The sequence below is a fragment of the Flavihumibacter sp. ZG627 genome (genome assembly GCF_000814325.1).
GTDB lineage: Bacteria > Bacteroidota > Bacteroidia > Chitinophagales > Chitinophagaceae > Flavihumibacter.
The window spans coordinates 543,191-566,103 of record NZ_JPHF01000002.1; the positions used below are offsets into that span (position 1 = coordinate 543,191).

Genomic DNA, 22,913 nt, shown 5'->3' on the forward strand with positions numbered 1-22,913 from the left:
GGTTGATGATTGCTGGTTGCTGAACGACAACAGTAATCTATTGGCGGCTACAGTGAAGTACCGCAGACCGATCCATCATACAATCAGAGATCAGCAATCATCAATCTTCAATTATTTTTTATGTCGGCCGAATTTGATACCAATCATGTAAAAAATATCGTCTTGCTTGGCCATGCCGGTTCAGGTAAGACCTCATTAGCGGAGAGCATGCTTTTTGAAGCAGGACTCATTCCACGCCGCGGCTCAGTTGCCGCGGGCACTACTACGGGCGATTACCATGAGCTTGAACAGGCTCGTGGAAATAGTATTTTCTCCAAACTTATGCACAGCAAATGGCGCGGCTATAAGATCAATATCCTGGACACCCCGGGATATGATGATTTTGCTGGTGAGGTGATCTCTGCACTTCGTGTAGCCGATACCGGTGTAATGTTACTTAATGCTTCCATGGGTGTTGAAGTAGGCACTGATATTATCTGGCAATACACCGAACAGTTCAAGACGCCAATGATATTTGCGGTTAACCAGCTCGATCATGAGCAGGCTGATTATGATAAAACATTACAGCAGGCCAAAGAGCATTTCGGATCTAAGATCGTGGTGGTGCAGTATCCTGTGCAACAGGGCGCAGGTTTCCATGAGATCATTGACGTACTCCGCATGACCCTTTATAAATTCCATGATAGTGGGGGGAAGCCCGAGAAGCTTCCTATTCCTGATGCTGAAAAAGAAAAAGCAGAACGCCTGCACAAAGAACTTGTGGAAGCCGTTGCCAGCAATGATGAGACGCTGATGGAACATTATTTTGACAAAGGCGAACTGGATGAAGATGAAATGAAGGAAGGCATGAAAAAAGCCATGATCAATCACGATCTCTTTCCTTTGTTCTGCCTCTCTGCCGAACGCAATATGGGTAGCGGCCGGCTGATGGGCTTCATCGATAATGTTTGTCCCTCCGCCAACGAAATGCCTCCCCAAAAAACGCTGAAGGGGAGCACATTGAAATGTGATGCGTCTGGTCCCACCTGCATCTTTGTATATAAAACAGTTACAGAACCGCATGTAGGGGAGATGTCCTTTTTCAAAGTGTATTCCGGGGTAGTGAAATCGGGTATGGAGCTGGTAAATGAAAACACCAATGTTTCTGAAAAGATCAACCAGTTATTTATTGTGGAAGGAAACAAGCGTACCAATGTGAACGAGCTAAGTGCCGGTGATATAGGGGCTACTTTAAAGCTTCGCAACACGCATGTTAACAATACTCTCCATGAAAAAGGGAAAGATATTGAACTGGTCCCCATATCCTTTCCACCTCCTAATATGAGCATGGCCATTGAGCCGGTGAATAAAGGAGAAGAGGATAAACTTTCGCAGGCATTGCACCAGTTGGTGGATGAAGATCCAACCATTAAAGTGGAGATCTCTCCCGAACTAAAGCAAACCATCATCCATTGCCAGGGTGATATGCATCTTGCAGTGATCAAATGGAAGATAGAGCATCTTGCAAAGATTGAGGTTCGTTTTATCCGACCAAAAATCGCCTACCGCGAAACCATCCGTAAGAGTGCAGATGCACAGTACAGGCATAAAAAACAATCGGGTGGGGCAGGACAGTTTGGGGAAGTGCATATGCGGATAGAACCTTTTACAGAGGGCATGCCAGAGCCAACGGGATTGAACGTTCGCGGCAGGGAGACCCACGATCTGCCATGGGGCGGAAAACTGGTATACTATAATTGTATTGTAGGCGGTGCTATTGATGTGCGTTTCCTTCCTTCCATTATGAAAGGGGTGATGGAAAAAATGCAGGAAGGTCCGCTTACCGGCAGTTATGTTCGTGATATCAGGGTAAGTGTATTCGATGGTAAAATGCACCCCGTTGATTCCAACGATATTTCCTTCAAACTGGCGGGATTACAGGCTTTCCGGCAGGCTTTCCGCGAGGCAGATCCACAACTGCTGGAACCTATCTATAAACTGGAAGTTATGTGTCCCGAAGACCTTACCGGTGCGGTTATGGGTGACCTGCAGACCAGAAGGGCGCTGGTGGAAGGCATGGAAACTGAGGGACAGTTTTCTAAAATCACAGCTAAGGTTCCGATAGCAGAAATGTTCGAGTATTCCTCATCGTTACGCTCTATTACACAGGGCAGGGCCAAGTTCAAAATGGAGTTCGACAGTTATGTTGTTGTTCCATATGAACTGCAGAAAAAACTGACCGAGGATTATAATAAGCATGCGGTGATGGAAGAAGCCTAGACAGGTAAGAGGGAAGAGGTAAGAGGTAAGATTTACGTGGGGGATGTACTGCGGTTTTTGGGAGAATGTGAGTGCAGCATCCAAAACTAATTCTTACATCTTACCTCTTACTTTTTACCTCTTAAATCTTACCTCTTAAACCTTACTTGTTGGGTGTACGTTAACCAGCACTTTATATTCCCCTAACAAAACGATCAGCTCAACTTGAACACGCAAATCCATATACTCTCCCTCTGCGTGAGGCAGGTAGTAAAATGAACTGGTGAATTTGTTTTCGGTTGAGGGTGGCTGATAGTCTGAACGGAATTGGACCTGACTGCCATCGGGCAGGGAGAGTTTTGTGGCTTTCATTCGCTGGCATATCTTCTTGTAAAGGGCTGCAGCTTCGTCATACTCTTCTGTTGTAAGCATCACTGCCTGCCAGCTGGCGGTGGTATCCTCTACTGAATGAAACCGTGTGATAACAGATTGCTCGGCACCGGGTAGCTCTACCAGCGAAGCATACTTTTCATATTCAGCTTCATCATTTACCAGAGGGCCCTGGATGTTCCTGAAATTGGTGGAGAAATCAAAGATGACAGCCTGTATCGCCTCATCAAAACCCGGCGGGTTATGACGGGACAGGGGACGAATGGCCGGCTGGGAAAAGGAAAGCACATAGAATACCATCATCAGGACGGTAGTTAGGGTCTTTTTCATTGGTTTAGATTGATCCGCAATGATAAGAAATTTAGGATAACCGCTGGTAATGAAATGGTTATGATGCTTTTCGATGAATGGACACAATTTTGAATTTGATTACCCGTTTTTTAATGGATTCGTTTTTAATCCGTATTTCAATACCCTTTCGAAAACTAAGAAACCCATGAATGAACAGTTGTATTTCAACGACCAGGCACATATTGCCGAAAAGTTTCAAATGATCCAGGACCACCTGAGCGATTCAAGCAAAATGGCGGTGCTGAAGATCCGCAACTGGAAACTGGTAGAGCATTTGCCCGAAACAAGTCAACGCTATCAGAAGCACATGCAACAAACCTTATTCAACGTTGTGCCAAATGAATTTATACTCTGCGAAGTAGGGTATTACTTCTTCCCGGTAAACAACTGATAAAAAAGGGCCGCTTTAGCGGTCCTTTTTTATCTTTATGGCATGGCATGGCACAATACCAACATTGAAGACAATTTATCCAAACTCAATACCAGTACCAAAGGCCTAAGCAGTGATGAGATCCCACGCCGGGTAGAAGAATATGGCCTAAACGTTATCACTGCACAAAAGAAAAAATCCCCCATTACACTTTTCCTTGCACAGTTCAAGGATTTCATGATAATCGTTTTAATGGCTGCTGCAGTGCTTGCGGGCGTATTCGGCGACCTCATTGATGCCACTGCCATCCTCCTTATTGTTATCATCAATGCGATAGTTGGTTTTGTCCAGGAGTATAATGCAGAGAAAGCTATTGAAAGCCTGAAAAAAATGGCCGCCTCTTCGGCTGTTGTTATCCGTGATGGCAAGCCGGTAACTATTCCAGCTGAAGAATTGGTGCCGGGAGATATCGTTAAGCTGGAAGCAGGTAATATTGTTCCTGCAGATCTCCGGTTGATTGAAACAAGCCAGTTAAAAGTAACCGAGGCCAGCCTCACAGGAGAGTCTGAAGCAGTAGAAAAAAATCCGGACACACTTGATAGTGAGGATGTGCCCCTGGGAGACCGGCTCAATATGGCATTCAAAAGCACACATATTGCCTATGGCCGTGCAACAGCAGTAGTGGTGAATACAGCGATGCATACAGAATTGGGCAAGATCGCAGGCATGTTGCAGGGAGAAGAATCAAAAACACCCTTACAACACCGGCTGGCTGCCTTTGGTAAAAAACTATCCTGGGCTGTACTGGCAATATGTGCGCTTGTGTTCATCATTGGCATTATCAGGGGTGAAGAACCACTGCCCATACTGCTTACAGCAATCTCACTTGCCGTGGCAGCAATACCCGAAGCATTACCAGCAGTAGTTACCATCGCACTCGCAATAGGTGCCAAGAGAATGGTCAGACAACAGGCACTCATCCGCAAACTCCCCGCCGTTGAAACACTTGGTTCGGTCACCTATATCTGTTCCGACAAAACCGGTACACTTACCAAAAATAAGATGACGGTTGAAAAAGTGTATGTAGAAGCAAACTTCATTGCCCCGGCAGATATGCACCTGGATGGAATCAGCGAAAATGAAAAATGGCTGCTCCATGCACTCACCCTGAATAATGATGTGGTTGCAGATGCAAATAAAACCGCCATGGGCGATCCCACGGAAATCGCCTTATATGAACTTGCGGAACAAAATAATATCAGCAAGTTTGAACTGGAAGAATTGTTTCCACGCGTAAATGAAATTCCTTTTGACGGTGATCGTAAAATGATGACAACCATTCATCGTCATGATAATGCTTATTTTTCTTTCACCAAAGGAGCGCTGGATGTATTGGTAACAAAAGCCGCGGGATTAAAAGGAGAGGACAGTGAAAAATTAAAAGAGGCATCTGATACAATGGCCATGGATGGCCTGCGGGTATTGGGTTTCGCCATGCGTAAATGGGATCATGAACCTTCCGTTGAAGAAGTAAAGACCATTGAGAGCAACCTGGAGATACTTGGCGCTGTGGGGATGATGGACCCACCACGCGAAGAAGCTATTCAGGCAGTCACAGAATGTAAAACTGCCGGAATAAAAACGGTTATGATAACAGGCGACCATCCCCTTACAGCAAAAACCATCGCAAAACGTATCGGTATCCTGGAAGAGAATAATGATGAGGTAATTACCGGTCCGCAGTTGGATGCATTGACCGACCAGGAGTTCACTGATAAAGTGGAACATATTCGGGTATACGCCAGGGTTTCACCTGTCCAGAAATTAAAGATCGTGCAGGCCCTGCAGGAAAAAGGACAATTCGTTGCAATGACCGGCGATGGTGTAAATGATGCGCCGTCACTGAAGAAAGCAAACATTGGTATAGCAATGGGCATAACCGGAACGGATGTTTCCAAAGAAGCCGGTCATATGATTTTGCTGGATGATAATTTTGCCACCATTGTAAAATCTGTAAAAAGCGGCAGAAGGATCTATGACAATATCCGGAAGTTTATCAAGTATGTGCTAACGGGCAACTCGGGTGAAATCTGGACAATATTTCTTGCGCCATTCTTTGGACTTCCCGTGCCTTTATTGCCCATTCATATATTATGGATTAATCTAGTTACGGATGGATTACCCGGACTCGCACTTGCCTATGAGCCGGCAGAAAAAGGAATTATGAAACGGCCACCCCGCCATCCCAATGAAAGCATCTTTTCCAAGGGGCTTGGACTCCATGCCATCTGGGTAGGATTGCTTATGGGTGCTATCACCCTGATTACACAGGCTTTCGAGATACAGTCGGGTAACCACGACTGGCAAACGATCGTATTCACAGTACTTTGTTTCAGCCAGATGGGGCATGTGCTTGCCATAAGGTCGGATCAGGATTCCTTCTTTACACAGAGAATATTTTCCAATAAAAGGTTGATATTTTCAGTGGCTCTCACCTTTCTTTTACAACTCATGATCATCTATACACCGGTGATGAATCCAATATTTAAAACAGCACCACTTTCGCTTACTGATCTGGGTATTGCTATGGCAATTTCATCAGCTGTATTTTTTGCAGTGGAAATTGAAAAATGGTTTAAACGTCGCAAAAGCAGAACAGTTTAAGTAAATTCACAACAAACTAAGTTTAAATGCCCAGGTACTTGCAATTATTGCTGGCTATAGTGCTGGCGGGTGTAATACTCTATACCGGGCGCTCGCTTTTTATACCACTCAGCTTTGCCTTGCTGATCAGTTTTATCCTGTATCCCATTTGTAAATGGATGGAAAAAAAGGGGATGGGAAAATCAACAGCCATAATCCTGAATCTCGTAATGGTAACGCTATTATTAACGGGAATTATATTTCTGCTAATTCAGCAGTTACAGAATTTTGGAAATGAATGGCCTCTACTCAGAGATAAGCTGAACCAGTCTTCCATCCAGTTCTCTGCTTACCTGGTGGAGGAATGGAATGTTAGTGAAGCAACCCAGAAAGAATGGCTGGAAGAATTCGGCAAGAATTCCACCTCGCATATATTTGGCCTGGTACAGCAAACTATCAGCGCATCTGCCGTGTCGGCTGTTTTATTATTCCTCATTCCCATTTACAGTTTTCTTATTTTGTATTATCGACACAGGCTCGTAAAAGCACTCATATTATTTTTGCCGGCACACTATCGTACAGGTATAATCGAAATCATCCAGCTTGCCATTCATTCCTACTATGAATTCATTAAAGGAATGATCGTGGTATACCTTATCGTTGGAGTTCTTAATAGTGTTGGCCTTTTATTACTGGGTGTACCGCATGCAATACTCTTCGGATGCATTGCAGCACTGCTAACTTTTATTCCTTATGTGGGAATATTGGTAGCATCGCTCTTTCCGATTACACTTTCATGGGTCACTTACAATTCGATCTGGTATCCCATTGGCGTGATAGGCATTTTTGCCTTCGTGCAATACCTGGAAGCCAATGTAATATTTCCATGGGCAGTAAGCAGGAGGCTCAACCTGAACACGCTGATGACCATCGTAACAATTATTATTGGTGGTATCCTTTGGGGTGCTGCTGGCATGATCCTGTTTGTACCATTTGCGGCTATCCTGAAACTGGTGGCCGAAAGAATGGAAGGAGGAGAGGCGACCGCGGAACTGCTTGGAGATGATAAACCATGAAACTATCAACTGTTAGTTTTATGGGCTTCCTCCTTACATTTGCTAATAATTCAAATTCGAAAACTTGCATATGAAAGAAGTTTATATTATTTCCGCAGTTCGCACACCGATGGGAAGTTTTGGAGGCAGCCTGAAAGATATTTCTGCCACCCAGCTTGGGGCAATCGTAATAAAGGCAGCATTGGAAAAGGCTGGAATTGATCCGCATAAAGTAAATGATGTTTTGATGGGCTCTGTAATTCAGGCTAATCTTGGTCAGGCGCCTGCAAGGCAGGCAGCCAAATTTGCCGGACTACCGGATTCGGTAAATTGTACCACCATCAATAAAGTCTGCGCCAGTGGAATGAAATCACTAGCACTGGCAGCACAAAGCATCCGTTTGGGAGATGCTGATATAGTTGTTGCAGGAGGCATGGAGAGTATGAGTAATGTTCCTTTCTATGTTGAGAATATGCGATGGGGAAACAAATATGGTAATAGTACATTGATTGATGGACTTGCCAAAGATGGTTTAACCGATGTATATGATGGAAAGGCCATGGGCAATGCAGCAGAGCTTTGTGCAAAAGATTGTGGTATCAGCAGGGAGGAGCAGGACAATTTCGCGAAGGAGAGTTATCGCCGAAGCCAGGCAGCATGGGAGACTGGCAAGTTTGATAATGAGGTGATCCCGGTTCCCATTCCACAGAGAAAAGGCGACCCCATCATGTTTGCAAAAGATGAAGAACCATTCAATGTTAAGTTTGATAAGATCCCTCAATTGAAACCAGCCTTCCAGAAAGATGGAACTGTAACAGCAGCAAATGCCTCCACCATGAATGATGGCGCAGCAGCACTGGTGTTGATGAGCAAAGAGAAAGCAGATGAACTGGGGTTGAAACCAATTGCAAGAATCCTTTCCTGGGCCGATGCAGAGCAGGCACCTGAGTGGTTCACCACCACGCCATCTCTTGCAGTTCCTAAAGCGGTTGAAAAAGCGGGACTGAAAATGCAGGATGTTGAGTACTGGGAACTCAATGAAGCATTTGCAGTTGTGGGCATTGAGAATAGTCGCCGTATGCAGCTTGATCCGGCTAAAGTAAATGTTCATGGTGGTGCAGTATCATTGGGCCATCCCCTTGGATGTTCAGGTGCCCGCATAATTGTAACGCTACTAAATGTTTTAAAAGCTAATAATGCAAAGTACGGTGCTGCCGGAATTTGTAATGGAGGAGGAGGAGCATCGGCAATGGTCATCGAAAATATCAATTAATATTATGCTTGAAGTTCGCAAGGCCTTACCGGAAGATGCATCTCTTATTGCAACTTTAACAAGGGATACATTCTATGATTCTTTTGCTGCCGATAACACGGCCGAGGACATGCAGATATACATTGCCGAGCACCTGCTGCCGGAAGCACTGGAAAAAGAAATCTTCCTCCCCGGTAATCATTTTTTTATTGCATGGGATGGGCAACGCCCTGTTGGATACCTTCGTTTAAGGGAAAGACCTGAAGGGCATCCTGAAAATATCCCTGCAGGAAATAGTATTGAACTGGCGCGTTTTTATGCCATCGCTGATTCTATAGGTAAAGGGGTTGGAAAGGCTATGATGGGGCATTTGCTGGAATATGCTTCTGGCCTGGGATTTGAAAGGATATGGCTGGGTGTATGGGAACATAACCAGCGAGCAATCGGTTTTTACCAGAAATGGGGATTTGAAAAAGTTGGCAGTCATCCTTTTATGTTGGGGCGCGACCTTCAAACTGATTGGCTGATGACAAGGGAATTACCTTAATTGGTTAATATTTTGCCAGTATTGCCACCATTCGGACCAACAAAACATCTATAAAAAAAACAAACGCGTATATTGAAAAGCAAAAATTACCTAATGAAACGCATACTGACACTATCGCTCTTACTTGGCCTGTTCGTAAGCTCCTGTAAAAAGGATAAGGGAACAGATGACACAACACCACCTCCTCCTCCGCCAGTCTCTGCTGCCGACAAAGTGAAAGATACTTCGCTCATGATAGCCCGTGAGGCCTACCTATGGTACAAGCAGATCCCTGCCAATTTTAATCCCAGGCAGTTTGCCGATCCTGATGGGGTAATGACAGGTATCCGTCCATATAGCAAGGAACCAGGGTTTACCAATCCGGTTGACAGGTGGAGCTTCGGAATCCTGCAATCTGAGTGGGATGATATCAGCAGTGGTATCAGTGGTGATTTTGGTATTGGTATTTTCTTCCGTACAGAAAATGATCTTCGTGTAACTTATGTGGAACCTGCATCTTCTGCAGGCAAAGCTGGGATTCAGCGTGCATGGCGTATCATGAAGATCAATGGCCGCAATATAACAGTTGCTGACCAGCCCACTATTGATTTTGTTGTTAATGCGATCTACTACAGTACTTCTGCAGATATCAATTTTCAGAAGCCCGATGGAAGCACAGTTGATCTTACTATAGCAGCAACCTCTTACCAGGAGCAACCTCTTGTACTTGACACAGTTTATAATACAGGTGGAAAGAAAATAGGTTATATGGTTCTGAATTCATTCCTGGGCGACCAGACCACAATGAAGAACAGGTTCCAGCAAACTTTCAGTGAGTTTGCAGCAGCAGGTATTACCGACCTCGTGGTTGATGTTCGCTATAACGGAGGTGGATATGTTGCGTTACAGGAAGAGCTTGCCAATTATATCGTTCCAAATGCATCTAATGGAAAGGTAATGTACAAGCAAGTATATAATGATATACTTCAGGAGTTTAATCGTACTGTAACCTTTTCCAAAAAAGGAACAGTGAATGTTCCAAAAATGGTAATGCTTATTTCAAGGAATACAGCATCGGCCAGTGAAGCGCTTATCAACCTCATGAAACCACATATGGAAGTGAAAACAGTTGGACCAAATACTACCAATGGTAAGCCGGTCGGATATTTCCCGATTCCGGTTGGCAACTGGTATGTATTCCCTGTTTCTTCAAGGCTTGTTAACAGCGCCAACGAAGGAAGCTATTTCAATGGTTTCACCCCTGATAAAATTGTAGCTGATGGACTGGATAAGCCATGGGGTGATCTTCAGGAATCTATGCTGGCGGCAGCAGTCAATTATATTGTTACAGGAACACTTCGTGCAGCAGGAGGAGAGTCTATGAATATGGAGGATCTTCGCAACTATGAGAAGCTGCCGATGAACAAGCGTAAGGTATTGGTGGATGATTCGCGCACTTATTCTGAAATAAGAAAGGCAATTTTGAACTGATATAAAGGCAAATGTTTAGCAAAAGTCCCGATTATCGGGACTTTTTGCGCTTAAGGACTCTAATTTTTGCGCATTTGAGGTTGAACCAATAAATTTGCCACTCCAAAATAAAGCAATAGCATGGCAAGATCAATCGCATTTAGAGAAGCGCTCCGCGAAGCGATGAATGAAGAGTTCCGTCGCGATGACCGTGTTTTCCTGATGGGTGAAGAAGTAGCAGAATACAATGGCGCCTATAAAGTGAGCCAGGGTATGCTGGATGAGTTTGGCGACAAGCGTGTTATTGATACACCGATCTCTGAGCTGGGTTTTGCAGCAGTAGCCGTTGGTGCTGCACAGAACGGCCTCCGTCCGATCGTTGAATTCATGACCTGGAATTTTGCCGTTCTGGCCCTCGACCAGATCCTCAACACGGCATCCAAAATGCTTGCTATGAGTGGTGGTCAGTTGTCATGCCCCATTGTTTTCCGCGGCCCCAATGGTTCTGCCGGTCAGCTTGGTGCTCAGCACTCTACCGCATTCGAAAGTTATTATGCCAATATACCAGGTTTGAAAGTTGTATCTCCAAGTAACGGATATGATGCGAAAGGACTTTTGAAACAAGCTATCCGTTATGAAGAAGACCCTATCATTTTCATGGAAAGTGAAGTGATGTATGGTGAAAAATCTGAGGTACCGGAAGAAGAATATTATATCCCTATTGGAAAAGCTGATGTTAAAAAAGCAGGTAGTGATGTAACAATCGTTTCTTTCAATAAAATGATGAAAGTGGCACTGGGTGCTGCTTCAGAATTGGAGAAGGAAGGAGTGAATGCAGAAGTTATTGACCTGCGTTCAATACGTCCGCTCGACTGGATGACTATCCTGGAAAGCGTGAAGAAAACAAACAGGCTGGTAATAGTGGAAGAGCAGTGGCCTTTCGCTTCTATCTCTTCCGAGATCGCTTACCGCATACAGAAGGAAGGATTTGATTACCTGGATGCACCCATTCGCCGTATCACCGCAGCTGATGCTCCTCTGCATTATGCGCCCAACCTTGTGGCACTTGCCCTGCCTGATGTAGAGCGTACAGTGAAACTTGTGAAGGAAGTGATGTACATGAAAAAATAACTTCGATTCATTGCATTACTTATAAACAAAGAGGTGTCTGAAATTCAGACACCTCTTTGCATTAACCATTATAAAATTCTGAGAAAAGAACGCTTAACGAAGTACACTTCCAACGGTAAGAAGGAAGCAATAACTATAAGCCATCAGGATGCCGGCAAGTACCACCAGTTTTGCAGTCATTTGCCATACGCTTACTTCTTTGGTTGTTTTTAAAGGATGTTTCAGGGTAGTCATAGTAGGATATTTTTGCTTTCAATAGGATATAACAAAAATACAACGCCTTCTATGCCTTGTCAAGGCCGCTTTTACCCGATTTTTTTCGTAGAATTACGATAGTATACATCATGAATACTAAGGTTGCTTTTTGAAAATCATTTATACTACATTTGAACGCATCAATAAAAGCATATGTCAAATATCCTCATCATAGACGATGAAAGAGCAATACGGAAAACATTAGGAGAAATTTTATCATACGAAGGCTATAAAATTGAAGAGGCTTCTGATGGAGAAGAGGGATTGAAAAAATTCAGGGAATCCACATTTGATGTGGTGCTCTGTGATATCAAGATGCCTAAACTTGATGGCATTGAATTCCTCGACAAAGCTAGGGAAGCAAACCCTGACGTTCCCATCATTATGATTTCTGGTCACGGAACCATAGAAACTGCAGTAGAGGCGGTAAAAAAAGGCGCATTTGATTATATCTCCAAACCACCGGATCTCAACAGGCTTCTTATTACATTGCGAAATGCAATGGATAAAACATCGCTGGTATCAGAAGCAAAAGTGCTTAAGAGAAAAGTGAGCAGGGTGCAGGACATGATTGGTAATTCACCCGCCATCCAAAGAATCAAGGATACCATAGAGAAAGTAGCACCTACTGAGGCGAGGGTAATGATAACAGGAGAAAATGGCGTAGGTAAAGAACTGGTGGCAAGATGGCTGCATGAGAAAAGCAACAGGGCCAGCGGACCACTGGTTGAAGTTAACTGTGCGGCTATTCCGGGGGAATTGATCGAGAGTGAATTGTTCGGTCATGAAAAGGGATCATTCACTTCAGCTATCAAACAACGCATTGGAAAATTTGAACAGGCAAATGGTGGAACCTTATTCCTGGATGAGATCGGAGATATGAGTCTCAGTGCTCAGGCTAAGGTATTGCGCGCACTGCAGGAAGGAAAGATCACAAGGGTAGGAGGAGATAAAGAAATTTCTGTTGATGTTAGGGTGGTGGCAGCTACAAATAAAGATCTTCTTAAAGAAGTGGAAGAAAAGAATTTCAGGCTCGACTTATACCACCGCCTTAGTGTGATCCTCATTCATGTACCATCACTGAATGAGAGGAGAGATGATATTCCGCAGTTGGTAGATAAATTCCTCGAGAACATTTGTGCGGAATATGGAATCGCCAAAAAAGAAATAGAAAAACCTGCCATGGAAGCACTCAAAGAATATGAGTGGACGGGTAATATACGCGAGTTGAAAAATGTTGTTGAAAGATTGGTTATTCTGTCAGGCAAGTCAATTCTCAAAGAGGATGTGATCAACAATGTATCTCCCAAGCGCTGATTAATTCGCTTTGGCAAATGTTAACAGATCCTGCAGCGAGCGCAGGTATCTGATACCATGGGGTAACTGGTCGGCTACATCTTTTAATGCCGGTCCGGATGCTATAACTTTTGCACCCGGTGCTTTATCCGATAACTCTGCCAGATATGTCTTCATATCAATATTGTTCAGATGGGTGATCAGGTGAAAATATAGATGAGTTACTTTCTTATGACGGCAATAAAATTCAATGCTGCTTAGTTCAACTTCGGCACCCATATAAACCGTTGCCTTCCCTTGTTGCTTGAATAGGTATTGCATGAACAATAAGGGAATCTCATGAGCTTCCCCCTTAGGTGTAAACAGGAGAATTTTTTTATCGGCACGAATTACCGGAACACGCAGTTCATCTATAGCAACCATCATGGATTTCTGAATAAGGTTACTACTGAAATGTTCCTGGGCTGGTATGGCTTTATCGGTTAACCAATACATTCCCATCTTTTCGAGGAAAGGATAAAAAACTTCGATAACAGATTTTTCGAAGCCCAGTTGTTCAATATATATTCTTAATAGCTTTTCAAAATGTGCAAAGTCGAAAGCCTGTGCAGCAAGCATTAACTGTTCGATATAATTCTCATGAAAACAGCCTTTATCGTAAACTGAGGCTAGTTTACGAAGTTCCAGATCACTTAGGCTGGCCAGTTTGGAGATCTTAAATCCATTTTTATAAAGAATTGAAAGGCGAAGCATTTTCTTAAGGTCCTCGTCATCATAATAGCGGTGGCCACTATCTTTTCGTTTTCCATTACAAACACCATAACGATGCTCCCAAATACGAAGAGTATGCGCCTTTATACCGGTAAGGTTTTCAATATCGCTGATGGTAAAATGATTCATTTTTTGCTACTAATGATGCTAACTTAGCCCTCCTTAACAAATCTTTTTAATCGCTGTTTGTCACAATTATAATAAATCCGACACAAATAGATTGAATAAACACCATTTTGCCTCCAGAATGGTATTTTTGCCGGAATCTAAAATTCACTGAATGTCACTGAATCAAATCCTGATCATAACCCTTATCTCATTACTGTTGGTATTTCTCCCGGCTTTCGGACTTTCCAAGATGTTCGATAAAGCAGGCGTTCCTTCCTGGAAAGCTTGGATTCCCTTCTATAACACCTGGGTTATGTTGGATGTTGCACAAAGACCCAAACATTGGTTCTTCTGGCAGTTCATTCCGGTTGCAGGATGGTTTGTGACTATGGGAATTTTTATAGAATGGGTCAAATGCTTTGCCAAATTCAGCTTTTGGGAGCATGCCCTTACCTGCCTGGTACCCTTTATGTATTTTCCCTATGTGGGGATGGATAAGAATACCAGGTTCATCGGCCCGGCGGGAGTAAAACACTACCAGAAATCAACAGTACGTGAGTGGGTTGATGCAGGTATTTTCGCGGTAGTGGCCGCAACCCTGATCCGCACATTTATTTTTGAGGCATATACGATTCCAACCGGTTCGATGGAGAAGACTTTGCTGGTGAATGATTTTCTGTTCGTAAGCAAGCTCAGCTATGGTCCGCGTATCCCTAATACCCCGCTAGCCATCCCGTTCATGCATCATACTATTCCCGGCACCTCTTCCCGGTCTTATACTGAAATGATCAAGCTTCCCTATAGTCGTTGGTTTGCAAGCCCGGTAAAACGCAATGATGTGGTCGTTTTTAATTTTCCTGAAGGTGATACTGTTATCAATACACCCGCTTACCAATCACTTGTTCCCTTTTACCAGGAGGCCAGGCGCATTGGAAATGGTGATATGAATATAGGTCGCCAATACATTTTAAATGATCCCGACACATATCCATTGGTGATACGCCCGGTTGATAAGCGTGAAAATTATATTAAGCGTTGTGTGGCCATAGCGGGTGATACCCTTGAGGTTCGCGGGGGACAGGTGTATATCAATAGCCAGCCCGGCTTCAATCCCCCCCATTCACAATTGCCCTATGAACTGGAAACAAATGGCCAGCCACTCGACCAGGCATCCATGCTGGAAAATTTCAATATTGATATTGAGAATCCGGAAGAGTTTGGATCTATGGGAAATAATAAGTTCATGGTTTTACTTACGCATGAAGCAGCAGAAAAAATGAAGTCATCCGGCTTTGCCAAAACACTGACAGCACAGCTTACCAGTAAAGACCAGGTAGACCCCAGATTATGGGGAAAGCTTACTTTTCCAAATGATACATTACACAAATGGACCGTTGACTATTTTGGTCCGGTTTGGATACCTGCCAAAGGTGCAACTCTTACCATCACTCCTGAAAATTATTCCATTTATGAAAGGGCCATTCGTGTATATGAGGGAAATAGTTTTGAGCAGCAGAACGGAAAATTCATACTCAATGGCAAGGAGACCAACCAGTACACTTTTAAAATGAATTATTACTGGATGATGGGAGATAACCGACATTACTCACAGGATAGTCGTTTCTGGGGTTTTGTGCCTGAAGATCATGTAGTAGGAGAAGCCTGGATCATCTGGATGAGCATGAATAATGGTATCCGCTGGAACAGGTTGTTCAGGAGCATAAAATAGCGTACCTTCTTAGGGATATAACTTATCATAACCATGACCAGAAAAGCATTCCATTTTGATTATGATGTATACCAATCCCTCGATGAACTGACAGAAGAGGATGCCTGGCTTCTGGCCGAAGCAAGGGAAGTTACAACCCATGCATATGCCCCCTATTCAAATTTCTTTGTGGGGGCGGTAGCAAAACTTGCCAATGGGGAGATCCTTGCTGGTTCCAACCAGGAAAATGCATCCTTTCCTGTAGGGTTATGCGCAGAAAGGGTTTTACTGGCTTCCGTTTCTTCTCTTTTCCCCAAGATCCCGATAGACACTATTGCATTAAGTTACCGGAGCAGCCAGGTGGAAAGTAATCATCCCATCACACCATGCGGAATTTGCAGGCAATCGCTGCAGGAATATGAAGACCGGGTTAAGCATCCTATACGGCTGATCCTTGGTGGAATGGAAGGGCCTGTATACATTATCTCCAGCGCGAGCATGTTGTTGCCACTATCCTTTTCGGGGGGTGATATGGGCACCTGAATCAGAAAAGAGTTTGAACACCATGGGCGATCTTTCTTTCATGATCCAGTAACCATTTCTTTCTACCGATACCCCCTGCATAACCTACCATTTCGCGGTTAGTTCCTATTACCCGGTGGCAGGGAACGATTATGGCGATATTATTTTTGCCATTTGCAGAAGCAGCAGCGCGTATAACTTTTGGATCACCCAGTTTTCTTGCTAGGTCCATATATGATATTGTACGTCCAAAGGAGATGGCAGTAAGTTCACCCCATACCTGCTGCTGAAATCCGGTTCCGGTCTGGCTCACGGGCAGGTCGAACTGCCTTCGATGACCAGAAAAATATTCAATAAGCTGGTCGGTACAATTCTGTAAAAGAGCATTCCAGCTAATCTCCTGCGACATATCACTTAATTCCTCTTTCTCACAAAAATGAACTTCTTCCACATAACTTTCAGTAACAGTTATGCGAATAATGCCAATGGGAGAGTGGTACCACGTTTGAGGCATAGTTATCAACCTATTTTATGACCGTTTGAAACGGGTCGTTCAGGTTTCAATAAAACTACATCATTGTTTTCATTATATATTCCAAGAACGAGGCAATCACTGGTGAATCCCGCAATCCGTTTGGGTGGGAAGTTCACTACAGCAATGACCTGCATACCCACCAAAGATTCTGTTGAATATAGTACAGTGATCTGGGCAGATGTTTTTTTTATTCCCATTGAACCGAAATCAATGATTAGCTGGTAGGCTGGTTTACGGGCTTCCGGAAAGGAACTGGCAGCAATTATAGTACCCACGCGCATATCGATTTTCTCAAAATCAGACCATTCGATCATTTTTATTTCCAAAGTACAATGAGTTCTGTGAATTTGAATCAAATAATACTTTTGATTTTAACCATCTACAGTGTAAATTGGATTTCCATTTAACAAGCAAACCGATTGTAATTATGCCCAGCAAATCAGCATCACGCAGAAAATTCATTCGAAACTCATCCCTGGCAGCTGCAGGTTTTTTTATTGTTCCCCGGCATGTTCTTGGGAAAGGACATATTGCTCCAAGTGATACGCTCAATGTAGCAGGAATTGGAGTAGGAGGAAAGGGTCAAAGTGACCTGGCTGAATTCTTCAAATCAAAGAAGGTAAATATAGTAGGGCTTTGTGACGTAGATGACAGGGCAGCAGCAGCTTCCCGTAAAGCGTTTCCCAAAGCACCCTATTACCGCGACTTCCGGGAGATGCTCTCTAAAGAAAATAAAAATATAGATGCTGTATCTATTTCCACCCCTGATCATACGCATGCCAATGCAACCCTAGCGGCTATGCAGCTGGGTAAGCATGTATATACTCAGAAACCACTTACACATGATATCTATGAGGCACGACTGCTAACGGAGGCGGCTAAACGCTACAAAGTGGTTACGCAGATGGGTAACCAGGGAGGAAGCGGTGAAGGAGTTCGCCGATCTAAAGAACTGGTAGATGCAGGACTTATTGGTGAAGTACATACAGTTCATTGCTGGACCAACCGGCCCGTGTGGCCACAGGGTATTCCAACACCTTCTGGCAAACATGATATCCCGAAAGAACTTGATTGGGATCTATGGCTTGGTCCCGCCCAGCATATAGATTACAACCCTGCCTATATTCCATTCAACTGGAGGGGCTGGTGGGCTTTCGGTACAGGAGCTTTGGGTGATATGGCATGCCATATTATGGATCCAGTTTATCGCATACTTCCTATTGATTATCCTGAATCGGTTGAATGCAGTGTTGCCAATATCTGGAAGGATATGTGGGTTGAAGGAAATTATGTTGATGGCTGTCCACCATCATCAATCATACACCTGAGCTATCCAAGGAAAGACGGCAAAGGAAAAATTAAAGTCTCCTGGCATGATGGAGGATTATTACCCGCCCGCCCTGATGAATTATTACCGGAAGAAGCATTCGGCAACTGGGATGGTGGCGCATTGTTTATTGGTGACAAGGGTAAATTATTGATGGATTGTTATGGAGAAAATCCGAGACTTTTACCAACAGCGAAAATGAAGGAAAGCAACCTGCCGGCACCAACATTGAAGCGTGTACCGGAAGGCCATTATATTCAGTGGGTGAATGCCTGTATTGCAGGTCACGGGAAGGCTGAAACCAGCTCTCCATTTGAGTTTGCAGGTCCGTTTACAGAAAGCATATTAATAGGAAACCTGGCCATTCGCAGCTGGATGCTGAAGAATCCGAACCTGAAAGGATGGGGTGATAAATATCTCGGAAGAAAAACCCTTCTCTGGGATGCAAAGAATATGCGCATCACCAATTTCGAAGACGCAAACCAGTTTGTAAAAAGAGAGAGGAGAAAGGGATGGGACCTGTAAGGAAGTAAGAAGAAAGAGGTAAGAGGTAAGAGGTAAGATTTGGGAGAAAGTACTCCAATGTAAATCTTACTTCTTACATCTTAAATGCCAAGTCTTACCTCTTAAATCTTACATCTAACCTGTCATAGGTAGCTGCGGACCATCCAGGCCATTTTTTCATGTTCACGCATGAGGCCGGTCAATAGGTCAGATGTACCTGCATCCTTATGTTTTTCATCCACTGCATCAATGTCAGCGCGAAGCCGTTTTATCAATGTTTCGTGGTCATTCAATAAATTCTTTAGTTGATCTTTCTGGTCAGTAGTATAGTCCGGCTCTTCAAGCCGGGCCAGTGCCAGCATATCCTTTAATCTACCTGTGGCAAAATTTCCAAGCATACGAACCCTCTCAGCTATCTCATCAATACTGCCTGCAAGTTGCTCGTACTGAGCCTCATAAAAAGCATGCATTTCTGAAAAATTATCTCCTTCATAATTCCAGTGATAATTTCTCAGCTTCATATAAAGCACATGTTCATCTGCAAGGAGTGTATTCAGTTTAATGGAAACTGCCTGAGCATTTTTAGAAGTAATGCCAATATCTGCTTTCATGCTAAAAGAGTTTGATTTACTCTCCTAATATAACTGAAAGTTTCAGCAGTTCTTCTTTTTTGTAGTATTGCTTATCGTTATCAAAACACTTTGCAAATTCCTCCAGTAACATTTGAATAATCCTAATATTGGTCATTGGCCTGAAGTAGGAGGCAGTGGGAGGTACAGATATCCTGCGGAAATAAGCCTCCACATCTTTTTGTGTAAAAACCTGCCCACTCATGGGATCAATATAAAACTGGATACGTTGAACAGGATTGTTGGGTAATTGATCCCATTGTCCGGGTTGAACATCATAATAGGATAAAATAAACTGACGAGGGATATTCACAGCACGGATTGGAATATCAAGTAAGTCAGACATAACCAGGTAAAGAATACCGTTACTGATAGAATTACCTTTCTTTATTTCAATCACTTTATTGAGCAGAAAATCATTCGGTTCGCCATAATTAAGCTCCGATCCTTTTAAAAGATAATAATTATAAAGGATGGTGGTGAGAACATTTGTTTGTTCAAGAGGTGTGAGATAATTATTTAACTCCAGCCATATATTACGCCGCATCTTTTCGATCTCCTGCAGGACAGTGTTCACATTCAATTCGGGATATTGAAACTTAGCCATTAATAGTGCTCCTGATAAGAGATCGGGTTCCTTTAAATTCTTCCATCGCTGGAATTCCACCGTTAGATCACAGTAATGCAGCCGATGTATAAGGAGCTCAATCCTTTCCTGGACCGACTCATCAGGGGTTATCTCCCATAGATGTTCCAGATTCGGAATAATGTTGGCCCCCATGGAGATGATCCTGTCGCTCACTGTAGTGAATACTTCATCATCGGGGTCATCGATGAGATGAAAAAGGGCTGATATTTCACGGGTTTCTTCCATTCACACAAAATTGATTGTGATCAGCAACATTATTATGACGCATGAAGGCCGTAATTTATTGTTAGCGATTTGCAAATAAATATCGGGTGAACAGGATAGAATTGGAAGGATAATTATCCACGAGTGTGAACAAACTCAGGTAAGAGGGAAGAGGTAAGATGTAAGAGGTATAGCTCCAAAGTAAATCTTACCTCTTAATTCTTACTTCTTACCTTTCAGGGCTTTTTTTGTTGCTGCTTTTTTTGCTGGGGCTGTTTTTTTTGCTGGGGCTGCTTTTGTTTTTTTGTCAAATGCTCCAGGCATTCCGGCTTCAATCATTTTCTTAACTTCTTCTAATGTGATGCCTGCGAGATCTTCTTCTGTATATTTTCCCCCATCCCCCTTACGCGAGAGTTTAAGCATTTTCTTACCAAAGCGGATAAAGGGACCCCAACGGCCATTCTCAATAGAAATCTTCTCTGCAGGCCATTGATGAATATAACGGTTCGCTTCTTTTTCGATTTTCTTAGAAACAAGTTCGTCTACTTCTTTCTGTCCCAACCTGTCAAAATCATACGCTCTGGGAATATTGATATACAGATCGTTCCACTTGATAAAAGGACCGAACCTGCCTTTTCCCTTGGTAACTGGAATACCCTCGTAGGTGGCTATAGGAGCATCAGCATGTTTCTTTTCATTGATCAGTGCAACAGCCCTGTCAATATCGAGCGTAACAGGGTCCTCACCTTTAGGAATAGAAACAAACTCTTCCCCCCACTTAACATAGGGCCCAAACCTTCCTATGTTAACGGATACTTCTTGTCCTTCATACTCACCAATGGTCATTGGAAGCTTGAAAAGGTCCATGGCTTCGTCGTATGATATGGTTTCAATGCTTTGCCCTGATTTTAATTTGGCGAAACGTGGTTTCTCTTCATCATTTACATCGCCGATCTGCACCATAGGGCCATACCTGCCCATCCTGGCCACAACTTTTTTTCCGCTCTCCTTATCAACACCAAGATCACGTTCTCCGCGGATACGTTCTGCATGCTCGATAGTATTATCAACATCCTTTTTAAAGGGATTGTAAAATTCATCGATCATTTTATGCCATACGCGTTTACCATTTGCTACTTCATCAAATTCATTTTCAATTTTAGCGGTGAAACCATAATCCATCACATCATTAAAGTTCTGATTCAGGAAATCGGTAACCACCAATCCAAGATCAGTTGGAAACAGTTTCGACTTTTCGGCTCCGGTGGTCTCATGATCCATCTGCTTTATGACATTTTTTTCATCCAGCTTTAGTATTCTGAAATCACGACGCGTTCCATCTTTATCACGCTTTTCAACATATCCTCTTTTAAGGATAGTAGTGATGGTAGGAGCATAGGTAGAAGGCCTACCTATACCCAATTCTTCCAGCTTTTTTACCAATGATGCTTCTGTATATCGAGGCGCAGGGCGATTGAACCTTTCGGTTGCACGCATTTCGCGCAATGGGAGAACCTGCTTTAATGATAATGGTGGCAACATGCTTTCACTGCCTTCCTCTTCGGTCATATCTTCTTCATCACGATCTTCTCTGTAAACTTTCAGAAAGCCATCAAACTTGAGTACTTCACCACTTGCAGTCAGTTCTTCCTTATTGGTTGATATGAGGATCTTTGCGGTTGTCTTTTCCAGTTCGGCATCCGCCATCTGGGAAGCCATGGTTCGCTTCCAGATCAATTCATATAACCTGCGTGTATCAGGGTCATCAACTGAAATGGTGTCCATATAGGTTGGCCTGATTGCTTCATGCGCCTCCTGTGCTGATTCATTCTTATTCTTATACTTCCTTGCCTGGAAGTATCGTTTTCCATATTGTGCATTAATCTGCTGGCTGATGCCTTCCATGGCCGTCTCGCCGAGGTTTACACTGTCGGTACGCATATAGGTGATCCTTCCGCTTTCATAGAGCTTCTGTGCCAGCAGCATTGTTTTACTCACTGAATAGCCAAGTTTTCGGCTGGCTTCCTGTTGCAGGGTGGAAGTGGTAAATGGAGCAGCAGGCGATTTCTTTCCTGGTCTTATCTGGATATCAGAAACGGAATAACTAGCCCCTATACAGGATTGTAAAAACTTTTCGGCCCCGTCTTCGTTGGAATAACGCTGTCCCTCAGCTTTAAAACCCACAGGTTTATTTCCAGAATCCTGGGCAGTAAACCAGGCCTCCACTTTAAAATGGCTGACGGTGTTAAAGGCATTGATCTCACGCTCACGTTCTGCTATCAGGCGTACCGCCACACTCTGCACCCGACCGGCACTAAGGGAACTTCCCATGCTCATTTTGCGCCAGAGAACCGGGCTTAGTTCAAATCCAACTATCCGATCAAGTACCCGCCGAGCCTGCTGGGCATTAACCAGATCCATATTAACTGTCCGAGGGTTCTGCACAGCCTTTTGAATAGCGGGCTTGGTGATTTCATGGAACACGATCCGCTTGGTAGTTTTAGGATCTAATCCCAGAACCTCACAAAGATGCCAGCTGATAGCTTCCCCTTCACGGTCCTCATCCGTTGCAAGCCAAACCTCCTCACTTTTCTTTGCCAGCTGCTTCAATTCCCGTACTACCTTCTCCTTATCATCCGGAACTATATAACGGGGCTTATAGTGGTCCTTAATATCGATGCCCATCTCGTCTTTTTCCAAGTCGCGGATATGCCCGTAGCAGCTTTTCACCTCAAAATCCTTACCCAGGATCTTTTCGATGGTTTTGGCCTTTGCGGGCGACTCCACTATCAATAAATTCTTAGCCATGTAGTTCAAAATCAATTATAAAATGAAAGATGGAACCTGCAAGTTTAGTGTATAAGGGCGAAAATACCAATTCCGTCCTTTTGCACACCTTACCATTCTTTTAAGAAATAATCCCGCCGAATCACCGTTAATTGCAGTATCCCAACTTCTACCTAACAAATTTTTTCACCT

General features: G+C 43.6%; 20 protein-coding genes. 12 read left to right on the forward strand and 8 right to left on the reverse strand.

The window, feature by feature from the left end:
- The first annotated feature begins 120 nt into the window (after window positions 1-120).
- Entirely contained in the window at window positions 121-2,259 is a 2,139-nt protein-coding gene (locus HY58_RS05860; protein ID WP_039129161.1) for a translation factor GTPase family protein, read from the forward strand.
- A gap of 135 nt (window positions 2,260-2,394) precedes the next feature.
- Here the strand turns inward: HY58_RS05860 and HY58_RS05865 are convergent, their stop codons facing one another.
- Window positions 2,395-2,958 (reverse strand): hypothetical protein, encoded by a 564-nt coding sequence (locus HY58_RS05865; RefSeq protein ID WP_039129162.1) that lies wholly within the window; start codon window positions 2,956-2,958, stop codon window positions 2,395-2,397.
- A 166-nt stretch (window positions 2,959-3,124) separates the two neighbouring features.
- Here HY58_RS05865 and HY58_RS05870 point away from each other — a divergent pair, with 166 nt between their 5' ends.
- The 7 genes from HY58_RS05870 to HY58_RS05900 all read left to right on the forward strand — a co-directional run bounded on the left by HY58_RS05870 (window position 3,125) and on the right by HY58_RS05900 (window position 11,426).
- On the forward strand, window positions 3,125-3,370 hold the full coding sequence (locus HY58_RS05870) for a hypothetical protein (protein WP_156123586.1): 246 nt from the start codon (window positions 3,125-3,127) through the stop codon (window positions 3,368-3,370).
- A gap of 42 nt (window positions 3,371-3,412) precedes the next feature.
- Window positions 3,413-6,013, forward strand: a complete 2,601-nt coding sequence (locus HY58_RS05875; RefSeq protein ID WP_039129167.1) for a cation-translocating P-type ATPase — start codon at window positions 3,413-3,415, stop codon at window positions 6,011-6,013.
- 26 nt (window positions 6,014-6,039) lie between these two features.
- Window positions 6,040-7,068 (forward strand): AI-2E family transporter, encoded by a 1,029-nt coding sequence (locus HY58_RS05880; protein WP_052323875.1) that lies wholly within the window; start codon window positions 6,040-6,042, stop codon window positions 7,066-7,068.
- 70 nt (window positions 7,069-7,138) lie between these two features.
- Entirely contained in the window at window positions 7,139-8,320 is a 1,182-nt protein-coding gene (locus HY58_RS05885; RefSeq protein WP_039129170.1) for an acetyl-CoA C-acyltransferase, read from the forward strand.
- A gap of 4 nt (window positions 8,321-8,324) precedes the next feature.
- On the forward strand, window positions 8,325-8,846 hold the full coding sequence (locus tag HY58_RS05890) for a GNAT family N-acetyltransferase (protein WP_039129172.1): 522 nt from the start codon (window positions 8,325-8,327) through the stop codon (window positions 8,844-8,846).
- Window positions 8,847-8,939: 93 nt separating this feature from the next.
- On the forward strand, window positions 8,940-10,316 hold the full coding sequence (locus HY58_RS05895; RefSeq protein ID WP_039129174.1) for a S41 family peptidase: 1,377 nt from the start codon (window positions 8,940-8,942) through the stop codon (window positions 10,314-10,316).
- 120 nt (window positions 10,317-10,436) lie between these two features.
- Complete coding sequence (locus HY58_RS05900; protein ID WP_039129180.1) at window positions 10,437-11,426, forward strand: pyruvate dehydrogenase complex E1 component subunit beta; 990 nt, start codon at window positions 10,437-10,439, stop codon at window positions 11,424-11,426.
- Window positions 11,427-11,519: 93 nt separating this feature from the next.
- Here the strand turns inward: HY58_RS05900 and HY58_RS19415 are convergent, their stop codons facing one another.
- A complete protein-coding gene (locus HY58_RS19415) occupies window positions 11,520-11,660 on the reverse strand; it encodes a hypothetical protein (RefSeq protein WP_156123587.1) in 141 nt (46 codons plus the stop codon).
- Between the two features lie 174 nt (window positions 11,661-11,834).
- Here HY58_RS19415 and HY58_RS05905 point away from each other — a divergent pair, with 174 nt between their 5' ends.
- Window positions 11,835-12,998 carry a sigma-54 dependent transcriptional regulator gene (locus HY58_RS05905; RefSeq protein WP_039129182.1) on the forward strand — a complete coding sequence of 388 codons (1,164 nt, stop codon included), beginning with the start codon at window positions 11,835-11,837 and terminating at the stop codon, window positions 12,996-12,998.
- Here the strand turns inward: HY58_RS05905 and HY58_RS05910 are convergent, their stop codons facing one another.
- On the reverse strand, window positions 12,999-13,877 hold the full coding sequence (locus HY58_RS05910) for a MerR family transcriptional regulator (RefSeq protein WP_039129185.1): 879 nt from the start codon (window positions 13,875-13,877) through the stop codon (window positions 12,999-13,001).
- A gap of 151 nt (window positions 13,878-14,028) precedes the next feature.
- Between HY58_RS05910 and HY58_RS05915 the strand changes: the two genes are divergently transcribed.
- Window positions 14,029-15,585, forward strand: coding sequence for a S26 family signal peptidase (locus tag HY58_RS05915; protein ID WP_039129187.1), 1,557 nt, complete (start codon window positions 14,029-14,031; stop codon window positions 15,583-15,585).
- 33 nt (window positions 15,586-15,618) lie between these two features.
- The gene (locus HY58_RS05920; protein ID WP_039129190.1) at window positions 15,619-16,107 is read left to right on the forward strand and encodes a cytidine deaminase; all 489 of its coding nucleotides are present in this window, start codon (window positions 15,619-15,621) and stop codon (window positions 16,105-16,107) included.
- Between the two features lies 1 nt (window position 16,108).
- Here the strand turns inward: HY58_RS05920 and HY58_RS05925 are convergent, their stop codons facing one another.
- Both HY58_RS05925 and HY58_RS05930 read right to left on the reverse strand, forming a co-directional pair.
- Window positions 16,109-16,600 (reverse strand): methylated-DNA--[protein]-cysteine S-methyltransferase, encoded by a 492-nt coding sequence (locus tag HY58_RS05925; RefSeq protein ID WP_039129193.1) that lies wholly within the window; start codon window positions 16,598-16,600, stop codon window positions 16,109-16,111.
- 5 nt (window positions 16,601-16,605) lie between these two features.
- Window positions 16,606-16,941, reverse strand: coding sequence for a tRNA-binding protein (locus HY58_RS05930; protein WP_371197893.1), 336 nt, complete (start codon window positions 16,939-16,941; stop codon window positions 16,606-16,608).
- Between the two features lie 107 nt (window positions 16,942-17,048).
- Here HY58_RS05930 and HY58_RS05935 point away from each other — a divergent pair, with 107 nt between their 5' ends.
- The gene (locus HY58_RS05935) at window positions 17,049-18,473 is read left to right on the forward strand and encodes a Gfo/Idh/MocA family protein (protein ID WP_039129198.1); all 1,425 of its coding nucleotides are present in this window, start codon (window positions 17,049-17,051) and stop codon (window positions 18,471-18,473) included.
- Window positions 18,474-18,595: 122 nt separating this feature from the next.
- On the opposite strand, the gene HY58_RS05940 is transcribed toward HY58_RS05935, so the two are convergent.
- The 3 genes from HY58_RS05940 to topA form a co-directional block, all read right to left on the reverse strand.
- A complete protein-coding gene (locus HY58_RS05940) occupies window positions 18,596-19,063 on the reverse strand; it encodes a Dps family protein (RefSeq protein ID WP_039129200.1) in 468 nt (155 codons plus the stop codon).
- 16 nt (window positions 19,064-19,079) lie between these two features.
- The gene (locus tag HY58_RS05945; RefSeq protein ID WP_039129202.1) at window positions 19,080-19,955 is read right to left on the reverse strand and encodes a transglutaminase family protein; all 876 of its coding nucleotides are present in this window, start codon (window positions 19,953-19,955) and stop codon (window positions 19,080-19,082) included.
- Window positions 19,956-20,156: 201 nt separating this feature from the next.
- A complete protein-coding gene (gene topA / locus HY58_RS05950; RefSeq protein WP_039129205.1) occupies window positions 20,157-22,742 on the reverse strand; it encodes a type I DNA topoisomerase in 2,586 nt (861 codons plus the stop codon).
- Between the last annotated feature and the right edge of the window lie 171 nt (window positions 22,743-22,913).

Excerpts from the sequence above, each read along its gene's own strand:
- HY58_RS05870 (WP_156123586.1), top strand. The coding sequence starts at position 3,125 with ATGAATGAACAGTTGTATTTCAACGACCAGGCACATATTGCCGAAAAG.
- topA (WP_039129205.1), bottom strand. The coding sequence starts at position 22,742 with ATGGCTAAGAATTTATTGATAGTGGAGTCGCCCGCAAAGGCCAAAACC.
- HY58_RS05925 (WP_039129193.1), bottom strand. The coding sequence starts at position 16,600 with ATGCCTCAAACGTGGTACCACTCTCCCATTGGCATTATTCGCATAACT.
- HY58_RS05895 (WP_039129174.1), top strand. The coding sequence starts at position 8,940 with ATGAAACGCATACTGACACTATCGCTCTTACTTGGCCTGTTCGTAAGC.
- HY58_RS05900 (WP_039129180.1), top strand. The coding sequence starts at position 10,437 with ATGGCAAGATCAATCGCATTTAGAGAAGCGCTCCGCGAAGCGATGAAT.
- HY58_RS05940 (WP_039129200.1), bottom strand. The coding sequence starts at position 19,063 with ATGAAAGCAGATATTGGCATTACTTCTAAAAATGCTCAGGCAGTTTCC.
- HY58_RS05880 (WP_052323875.1), top strand. The coding sequence starts at position 6,040 with ATGCCCAGGTACTTGCAATTATTGCTGGCTATAGTGCTGGCGGGTGTA.
- HY58_RS05890 (WP_039129172.1), top strand. The coding sequence starts at position 8,325 with ATGCTTGAAGTTCGCAAGGCCTTACCGGAAGATGCATCTCTTATTGCA.
- HY58_RS05910 (WP_039129185.1), bottom strand. The coding sequence starts at position 13,877 with ATGAATCATTTTACCATCAGCGATATTGAAAACCTTACCGGTATAAAG.
- HY58_RS05905 (WP_039129182.1), top strand. The coding sequence starts at position 11,835 with ATGTCAAATATCCTCATCATAGACGATGAAAGAGCAATACGGAAAACA.
- HY58_RS19415 (WP_156123587.1), bottom strand. The coding sequence starts at position 11,660 with ATGACTACCCTGAAACATCCTTTAAAAACAACCAAAGAAGTAAGCGTA.
- HY58_RS05945 (WP_039129202.1), bottom strand. The coding sequence starts at position 19,955 with ATGGAAGAAACCCGTGAAATATCAGCCCTTTTTCATCTCATCGATGAC.
- HY58_RS05875 (WP_039129167.1), top strand. The coding sequence starts at position 3,413 with ATGGCATGGCACAATACCAACATTGAAGACAATTTATCCAAACTCAAT.
- HY58_RS05885 (WP_039129170.1), top strand. The coding sequence starts at position 7,139 with ATGAAAGAAGTTTATATTATTTCCGCAGTTCGCACACCGATGGGAAGT.
- HY58_RS05860 (WP_039129161.1), top strand. The coding sequence starts at position 121 with ATGTCGGCCGAATTTGATACCAATCATGTAAAAAATATCGTCTTGCTT.
- HY58_RS05915 (WP_039129187.1), top strand. The coding sequence starts at position 14,029 with ATGTCACTGAATCAAATCCTGATCATAACCCTTATCTCATTACTGTTG.
- HY58_RS05935 (WP_039129198.1), top strand. The coding sequence starts at position 17,049 with ATGCCCAGCAAATCAGCATCACGCAGAAAATTCATTCGAAACTCATCC.
- HY58_RS05920 (WP_039129190.1), top strand. The coding sequence starts at position 15,619 with ATGACCAGAAAAGCATTCCATTTTGATTATGATGTATACCAATCCCTC.
- HY58_RS05865 (WP_039129162.1), bottom strand. The coding sequence starts at position 2,958 with ATGAAAAAGACCCTAACTACCGTCCTGATGATGGTATTCTATGTGCTT.